General features: G+C 68.9%; 7 protein-coding genes. 5 read left to right on the top strand and 2 right to left on the bottom strand.

Annotated features, from left to right (window positions below; translation table 11 throughout):
* Positions 1-189: 189 nt before the first annotated feature.
* Positions 190-1,140, bottom strand: coding sequence for a malate dehydrogenase (locus ACGFIE_RS29725; RefSeq protein WP_393300768.1), 951 nt, complete (start codon positions 1,138-1,140; stop codon positions 190-192).
* A gap of 128 nt (positions 1,141-1,268) precedes the next feature.
* On the bottom strand, positions 1,269-2,129 hold the full coding sequence (locus tag ACGFIE_RS29720) for a bifunctional methylenetetrahydrofolate dehydrogenase/methenyltetrahydrofolate cyclohydrolase (RefSeq protein WP_363680273.1): 861 nt from the start codon (positions 2,127-2,129) through the stop codon (positions 1,269-1,271).
* 447 nt (positions 2,130-2,576) lie between these two features.
* Here ACGFIE_RS29720 and ACGFIE_RS29715 point away from each other — a divergent pair, with 447 nt between their 5' ends.
* The 5 genes from ACGFIE_RS29715 to ACGFIE_RS29695 all read left to right on the top strand — a co-directional run bounded on the left by ACGFIE_RS29715 (position 2,577) and on the right by ACGFIE_RS29695 (position 8,461).
* On the top strand, positions 2,577-4,178 hold the full coding sequence (locus ACGFIE_RS29715) for an ABC transporter substrate-binding protein (RefSeq protein WP_393300765.1): 1,602 nt from the start codon (positions 2,577-2,579) through the stop codon (positions 4,176-4,178).
* Between the two features lie 200 nt (positions 4,179-4,378).
* Positions 4,379-5,317, top strand: coding sequence for an ABC transporter permease (locus ACGFIE_RS29710; RefSeq protein ID WP_007465003.1), 939 nt, complete (start codon positions 4,379-4,381; stop codon positions 5,315-5,317).
* Between the two features lie 72 nt (positions 5,318-5,389).
* A complete protein-coding gene (locus tag ACGFIE_RS29705; protein ID WP_363680278.1) occupies positions 5,390-6,346 on the top strand; it encodes an ABC transporter permease in 957 nt (318 codons plus the stop codon).
* 68 nt (positions 6,347-6,414) lie between these two features.
* Positions 6,415-7,443 carry an ABC transporter ATP-binding protein gene (locus ACGFIE_RS29700; RefSeq protein ID WP_363680280.1) on the top strand — a complete coding sequence of 343 codons (1,029 nt, stop codon included), beginning with the start codon at positions 6,415-6,417 and terminating at the stop codon, positions 7,441-7,443.
* Positions 7,427-8,461, top strand: a complete 1,035-nt coding sequence (locus ACGFIE_RS29695) for an ABC transporter ATP-binding protein (protein WP_393300760.1) — start codon at positions 7,427-7,429, stop codon at positions 8,459-8,461. The genes ACGFIE_RS29700 and ACGFIE_RS29695 overlap by 17 nt, the downstream gene beginning before the upstream one ends.
* The last annotated feature ends 80 nt before the right edge of the window (positions 8,462-8,541 follow it).

The raw sequence follows: 8,541 nt of genomic DNA, 5'->3' as shown, positions 1-8,541 counted from the left end.
GAACATCGGTGGCGCCGAGGGCGACGCCTCCGCGGGTGAGCCGTTCTACGTGAACATGTTCCTCAAGAACTGACCTTCCGCATCCCCCGTCGTGGGGGGGGGGGGGGGGGGGGGGGGGGGGGGGGGGGGGGGGGGGGCGCCGCCCCCCCCCCCCCCCCCCCCCCCCCCCCCACGGCGGTGGTTCGGGGACTACATGCTGGCTACGTCGCCCTGCTTGGCGCGGACGGCCTCGGCGGCGGCCAGGAGGCTGGCCCGCTCGTCGGCGTCCAGGTCGGTCTCGATGACCCGACGAACACCCTCGGCGCCGATCTCGGCCTCGACACCCAGGTAGACGCCGGAGATGCCGTACTCGCCGTCGACCCAGGCACAGACCGGCATGACGTCGCCGGAGTCCTCGGCGACAGCCTTCGCCATCCGGGCGGCCGCGGCGGACGGGGCGTAGTACGCCGAACCGGTCTTGAGCAGCGCGACCACCTCGGCGCCACCGTTGCGGGTCTTGACGACCAGTTCCTCGATCTGCTCGGCCGGCATCGCGTCGCGCAGCGGCTTGCCGTTGACGGTGCTCTTGGACGGCACCGGGACCATCGTGTCGCCGTGCGAGCCCAGGGTCAGCGTGCGGACCGACGCCACCGGCACGTTGAGCGCCTCGGCGACGAAGTTGCTGAACCGGGCGGTGTCGAGCATGCCGGCCTGGCCGAGCACCCGGTTCTTGGGGAACTGGGTGGCGATCTGCGCCAGGGCGGTCATCTCGTCGAGCGGGTTGGAGACGACGATGACGACGGCGCTCGGGGCGTACTTGGCGACGTTCTCGGAGACCTGCCGCACGATCTTGGCGTTGGTCTCCAGCAGGTCCATCCGGCTCATGCCCGGCTTACGCGCCAGGCCAGCGGTGATCACGACGACATCGGAGCCCTCGATGGCCTCGTAGCCCTCGCCGTTCGGGCCGGTGGTCACGCCGACGACAGTGGTCTCGAAGCCCTCGATGGCCCGCGACTGGTTGAGGTCGAGTGCGAGGCCCGCGGGCTTGCCCTCCACGATGTCGGTGATCACAACGGTGTCGAAGACGTCGTACTCGGCCAGGCGCTGTGCGGTGGTGGAGCCGTAGAAGCCAGCCCCGACGACAGTGACCTTCTTACCCATGGTCGTCCCACTCCCTGATACCAGTCGGTTTTCCGGACCGTATCAGCCATCCTGGCACCGATCCGGCCAGGGGCGGACAGTTATGACCGGACGGACGCGAACGGCACTCGTGGGACGGCATCGACGCGTCAGCCCCGCTCGGCGCGCTCCACGACGTTGGTGAGAAGCATGGCGCGGGTCATCGGGCCGACGCCGCCGGGCATCGGCACCAGCGCGCCTGCCGTCTCGGCCACCTCGGGGTCGACGTCGCCGGTGTAGCGGCCCTTGCCGTCCGGGCCGACGACCCGGGTGATGCCGACGTCCACGACCACCGCGCCCGGGTTGATCATGTCGGCGGTCAGCAGCCCCGGTACGCCGGCCGCGACGATCACGATGTCGGCGGCCCGCGTGTGCGAGGCGAGGTCGAGCGTGCCGGTGTGGCACAGGGTGACTGTCGCGTTCTCGCTGCGGCGGGTGAGCAGCAGGCCGAGTGGGCGGCCGACCGTGTTGCCCCGGCCGACGACCGCCACGGTGGCACCGCGCAGCGCCACGTCGTGGCGACGGAGCAGCTCGACGATGCCGCGGGGGGTGCAGGGCAGCGGACCGTCGTAGCCGAGGACGAGACGACCCAGGTTGACCGGGTGCAGGCCATCGGCGTCCTTGGCCGGGTCGATCAGCTCCAGCACCCGCTGGGTGTCCAGGTGGGCGGGCAACGGCAGCTGGACGATGTAGCCGTGGCAGGCCGGGTCGGCGTTCAGCTCGGCCAGGACGTCGTCCACCTGCTGCTGCGTGGCGTCGGCCGGCAGTTCCCGGCGGATCGAGGCGATGCCCACCTCGGCGCAGTCACGGTGCTTGCCGTTGACGTACGCCTGGCTGCCCGGATCGGCCCCGACCAGGACCGTGCCGAGCCCGGGGGTGATGCCGCGCTCCGCGAGAGCCTTCACCCGGATCCGCAGCTCGTCCTTGATCTCCGCCGCGGTCGCCTTGCCGTCCAGAACCGTCGCCGTCACCATCAGATCGTCTCATGTCCGGCACCTGCCGATCCGGCGACCTCGCTGCGGCGGGCCACCGAGACCCCCGCCACGCCGTCGACGCTAACGATGAGTTACGTGTCTCTCATCACTGTGCGTGACAATCTGTGCAACTCGTCACCGGAAAAACGGTTGGACGCCCCAAGGTCTGCCGGAACCGGACCACTGGTCCGAGGCGGCCGAATCCATCCCAGTCAGCCACACGCCGCCCCCTCGCCGTCGACGAATGTGCAGCTCAGTGCCGACCGTCCCGTTTGGGGTAGCACGCGCGGCGGCACCCGACAAGGAAGGCGTCCTCGGACCGTTACGCACCCGCAACCGGGTCGTTGTCGACGGCCGGTATCGCGACCTACCGTTACCGCTTGTTGCGCAGCGTAAACCCAGCGTCGGGCCTGACTGCGCAGCGTGAGGAGATGAGGAGGCTCAATGCGAGTTCGTAGACTCGCCGCCTGGACCGCCCTCCCGCTCGCGGTGACGCTGGGCCTCGCGGCCTGCGGCAGCGGCGGAGATGGCGGATCCGGCGGCAGCGGCAATTCGGCGGTCAGCATCCAGATCGGCGAGCCGAAGCACCTGGTTCCCACCAACACCACCGAGACGGCCGGCGCGCAGGTGCTCACCGGCCTGTTCAGCCCGCTCGTCGACTACGACGCCCAGAACAAGCCGTACGAGGTCGCCGCGCAGTCGGTCACCTCGTCCGACAACAAGGTCTGGACGATCAAGCTCAAGGACGGCTTCACCTTCCACAACGGCCAGAAGGTGACCTCCGAGGACTACATCAACGCCTGGAACTACGGCGCTTACGCCCCCAACGGTCAGGACAGCAACTACTTCTTCGAGAAGATCGCTGGCTACCCGGACCTGCAGGGCAAGGAGCCGAAGGCCAAGGAGATGACCGGCCTGAAGAAGGTCGACGACCTCACCTTCACCGTGACGCTGGCCGAGCCGTACATCGACTTCCGGACGATGCTCGGCTACACCGCCTTCTACCCGATGCCGGAGGCCGCGTTCTCGGCCCCGGGCGTGCTCAAGGACTCCTACGAGCAGGCGCCGATCGGGCAGGGCCCCTTCAAGATGAAGGGCACCTGGCAGCACGACAGCAAGATCGATGTCGAGCGCTATGACGCGTACCCGGGCGAGAAGCCCAAGGTGCAGAACATCGAGTTCCGGATCTACCAGCAGCTCACCGCGGCCTACGCGGACGTCCTGGCCGACAACCTGGACGTGCTGCCGACGATCCCGAGCGAGAGCCTGAGCACCGCGCCGACCGACCTGGGCGACCGGTACCAGACCAGCCCGATGTCGTCGTTCCAGTTCCTGGCGTTCCCGACGTTCGACAAGGACTACGCCAACCCGGACGTGCGCAAGGCCATCTCGATGGCGATCGACCGTGACGAGATCACCAAGTCGGTCTTCAAGGGCTCGCAGCAGTCGGCGCGCTCCTTCGTCTCGCCGGTCCTGCCGGGCTACCGGGAGAACACCGCGGGCAAGGCGGGCGAGTTCAACCCGACCGAGGCCAAGAAGCTCTACCAGGCCGCCGGCGGCCCGAAGAAGATCGTCATCTCCTACAACGGCGACGGCGGTCACAAGGACTGGGTCGACGCCACGGTCAACCAGCTCAAGGCCAACCTGGGTGTCGACGCCGTCGGTGTCGCCGAGCCGAAGTTCGCCGACCTGCTGACCAAGGTCGAGAAGAAGACGCCTGTGGGTGCGTTCCGGATGGGTTGGGTCATGGACTACCCGACCATGGAGGACTACCTCGGCCCGCTGTACAGCACCAACGGCTCGTCGAACTACTACGGCTACAGCAACCCGGAGTTCGACAAGCTCGTCAAGGAGGGTTCCGCCGCCAAGACGCAGGACGAGGCGATCGCCAAGTACCAGCAGGCGGAGGACATCCTGGCCAAGGAGATGCCGGTGATCCCGCTCCGCTTCGGCGAGAACGTGTTCGGCCACTCGTCCAAGGTCAAGAACGTGCAGATGGACCTGTTCCAGCGGGTCAACCTCGTCAAGATCGAAGCGGCCAGCTGAGCTGACCAACGGTTGCGGGTCACCCGGGCTACGACGCCCGGGTGGCCCGGACCGCGCTATCCGGCGCGGGCCCGCACCTGGGCCGGGCCGCCGGTAGCGCCGGCCTCCCCCGGGCCGGACGGCACGTCTCGGATATTTCGGGTACGACCAGAGATGCCGTCCTGCGACCCTTTCGCATATTTCCGGAGAGACTGCTAAGCATGTTCCGCTACATCTTGCGGCGCCTACTGCAGATGGTCCTGGCGTTCTTCGGGACCACCCTGATCGTCTACGCGCTGATGTTCGCCGGCCAGGGCGACCCCATTCAGGCCCTCGCGGGCGAACGACCGGTGACCGCGGCCCAGCGGGCCTACCTGACGGAGAAGTACCACCTCGACGCGACAGGCGTCGGCGGCTTCTTCTACCGCTACTTCGACTACGTCAAGAGCCTGCTCCAGGGCGACCTCGGCCAGTCCCTGACCGGCCGTCAGATCGGTGACATCCTGCAGGCGGCCTGGCCGGTCACCCTCAAGCTCGCGCTCATCGCGCTCGCCGTGGCGATCATCTTCGGAGTCAGCGCCGGCGTGGTCGCCGGCATCCGCCGGGCCAGCATCTTCGACAACTCGACGCTGGTGCTGACCCTGCTGGTGCTGGGCATCCCGACCATCGTGCTGGCGCCGCTCGCCCAGTACTTCCTGGGCGTCAAGTGGCAGCTCTTCCCGCCCACCGCCGGATCCCAGCCGACGTTCTACGCGCTGCTGCTGCCGGGCATCGTGCTCGGCTCGCTGTCGCTGGCGACCGCGCTGCGGCTGACCCGTACCTCGGTGGCCGAGAACCTGCGCGCCGACTACGTCCGGACCGCGCGGTCCAAGGGCCTGGTCAAGCGCCGCATCGTCACCGTCCACGTGCTGCGCAACTCGCTCATCCCGGTGGTCACCTTCCTCGGTGTGGAGCTGGGCAACCTGATGAGCGGCGCGATCATCACCGAGGGCGTCTTCAACATCCCCGGCGTGGGCTTCAACCTCTTCCGCGGCATCCGCACCGAGGACGGCCCCCTGGTGGTGGGCATCGTCAGCGTGCTCGTCGTGGTCTACCTGGTCTCGAACCTGGTGGTGGACGTCCTGTACGCCGTACTCGACCCGAGGATCCGCTATGAGTGAGCGCAGCGAACGAATCATCAGCGCAGCGTGCCTGGGCTCTCATGCCGGCGCCGAGCGCAGCGAGGTGCCGGCATGAGTGACTTCGAAACGGTGGCGGCCAGCGAGAACCAGGCCGCCCGGCGTGGCCCCTCGGGTGAGCCGGGCACGCCCAACCAGGTAGGCGCCGCGAACAAGCCGCGCAGCCTGGCCGGCGACGCCTGGCGTGACCTGCGCCGCAACCCGATCTTCTGGATCTCGCTGGCACTTGTCGTCATCTTCACCGCGATGGCGCTGGCCCCCGGTGTGTTCACCGCCAACAGCCCGAACGACTGCCTGCTGTCCCGGCAGCACGCCGGGCCGTCCGGCGGGGCCATCTTCGGGTACGACTTCCAGGGCTGCGACACGTACTCCCGGGCGGTCTACGGCACGCGGGCCTCGCTGCTGGTCGGCGCGCTCGCCGCGCTCGGCACCGGCATCATCGCGCTTGTCGTCGGCATGCTGGCCGGGTACTTCGGCCACTGGGTCGACGCGGTGCTCTCCCGGGTGATCGACGTGGTGCTCGGCATCCCGCTGCTGCTGGCCGCGATCGTGCTGCTCAAGCGCGTGTCCAGCGACAGCGACAACGCGCGCATCGCCGCGGTGATCTTCGTGCTGGCCATCCTGGGCTGGACCACCGCCGCCCGGGTGGTGCGCTCCTCGGTGATCACCGCCAAGGAGCAGGACTACGTGGCGGCGGCCCGGATGCTCGGCGCCGGCAACGGCCGGATCATGTGGCGGCACATCCTGCCGAACTCGCTCGCCCCGGCCATCGTCGTGCTGACCATCGCGCTCGGCTCGTTCATCGCCGCCGAGGCGACGCTCTCCTTCCTGGGCATCGGCCTCAAGGCGCCGACCATCTCGTGGGGTCAGGACATCGACACCGGCCGCATCCACATGCGGGAGGCGGCCACGCCGCTGATCGTCCCGTCGGCCTTCCTCGCGCTGACCGTGCTGGCGTTCATCATGCTCGGCGACGCGATCCGTGACGCCTTCGACCCGAAGCTGCGGTGATCCCCCGTGAGAGCGCGAGGAGTGAGTGAAGCGAGTCCCGCAGTCGCGAGCGAAAGGCAGGCACAGCCATGACCGTTGATCCGACGCCCGCCTCCGCCACGCCCGAGGGCGGCCACCTGCTGGAACTGCGGGACCTGCACGTCGAGTTCCGGACCAACGAGGGCGTGGCCCGGGTCATCAACGGCGTGTCGTACCACCTGGACGCCGGTGAGACCCTCGCGGTGCTCGGCGAGTCCGGCTCCGGCAAGTCGGTCACCGCGCAGGCGATCATGGGCATCCTGGACACGCCGCCCGCGTTCGTCCGCTCCGGCCAGATCCTCTACCGGGGTCAGGACCTGCTCACGGCGTCCGAGGAGCAGCGCCGGCAGGTCCGCGGCAAGGAGATCGCGATGATCTTCCAGGACGCGCTCTCCGCGCTGAACCCGGTCTTCCCGGTCGGTTGGCAGATCGGCGAGACGCTGCGCCAGCGCTCCGGCATGTCCCGGGGTGACGCCCGTCGGCGGGCCGTCGAGCTGATGGACCTGGTCAAGATTCCGGGGGCCGCCAAGCGGATCGGCGACTATCCGCACCAGTTCTCCGGCGGCATGCGGCAGCGCGTCATGATCGCCATGGCGCTGGCGCTGGACCCGAAGGTGCTGATCGCCGACGAGCCCACCACCGCGCTCGACGTCACCGTGCAGGCCCAGATCATGGACCTGCTGGCCGACCTGCGCCGGGACCTCAACATGGCGATGATCCTCATCACCCACGACCTGGGTGTCGTCGCCGGCGTCGCGGACCGGATCGCCGTCATGTACGCGGGCCGGATCGTCGAGCACGCCGACGTCCGCTCGCTCTACCGGGCGCCTGCCCACCCGTACACCAAGGGGTTGTTGGAGTCGATCCCGCGGATGGACGTCCGCGGCCAGGAACTGTCGACGATCAAGGGTTTGCCGCCGAACCTGATGCGCATCCCCTCCGGCTGCCCGTTCCACCCCCGGTGCCCGTACGTCCAGCAGGTCTGCGTGGACGTGGTGCCGCACGACCTGGTCCTCGGCGACGGCCGGACCAGCGCTTGCCACTTCGCGCAGGAGGTTCGTGATGACAGCGCCCGCTAGCTCCACCAAGGTCCGGGGCGAGACCATCCTCTCCGTCGACAACCTGGTGAAGCACTTCCCGATCAGTCAGGGCGTGCTGTTCCGGCGGCAGATCGGCGCGGTCAAGGCCGTCGACGGCGTGAGCTTCGAGCTGCGCCGGGGCGAGACGCTGGGCGTGGTCGGCGAGTCCGGCTGCGGCAAGTCGACACTCGCCCGCCTGCTGATGCGGTTGGAGACGCCTACCTCCGGGCGGGCCACCCTGGAGGGCAAGGACCTGTTCAAGGCCTCCGGGTCGGAGCTACGCCGGCTGCGCCGCAACATGCAGATGGTCATGCAGGACCCGTACACCTCGCTGAACCCCCGGATGACTGTCGGCGACATCATCGGCGAGCCGTTCGAGATCCACCCGGACGCCGCGCCGAAGGGCAGCAAGGCCAGGCGGGTCCAGGAGTTGCTGGACGTGGTCGGGCTCAACCCGGAGCACATCAACAGGTACCCGCACCAGTTCTCCGGCGGTCAGCGTCAGCGCATCGGCATCGCCCGCGCGCTCGCGCTGCGACCCGAGGTGATCGTCTGCGACGAGCCCGTCTCGGCCCTGGACGTCTCCATCCAGGCCCAGGTGATCAACCTGCTGGAGCAGCTTCAGGACGAGTTCGGGCTGTCGTACATCTTCATCGCGCACGACCTGTCCGTGGTCCGGCACATCGCCGACCGGGTGGCGGTCATGTACCTCGGTCGGATCGTCGAGATCGGCACCGAGGACGAGATCTACGAGCGTGCCACCCACCCGTATACCCAGGCGCTGCTGTCGGCCGTGCCGGTGCCGGACCCGGAGGTACGCGACCAGCGCAACATGATCCGGCTGGTCGGCGACGTGCCCAGCCCGGCCGACCCCCCGAGCGGCTGCCACTTCCGGACCCGCTGCTGGAAGGCCCAGGACATCTGCGCCACCCAAGATCCCCAGACGGTCCCGAGAGCGGCAGACCCCCACCCCTCCGCCTGCCACTTCGCCGAACTCCGCCCCACCCCAACGGCCTGACCCCGGCCCGGCCCGGCCGGCCCCAGGCCGTCGATCATGAAGTTATTGCCCCGCACATCGGCGTGTCGGGGCAATAACTT

The sequence above is a fragment of the Micromonospora sp. NPDC049275 genome (assembly GCF_043197115.1).
GTDB lineage: Bacteria > Actinomycetota > Actinomycetes > Mycobacteriales > Micromonosporaceae > Micromonospora.
The sequence above is the reverse complement of the archived record's forward strand: the minus strand, read 5'-3'. Positions and strand labels throughout refer to the sequence as shown.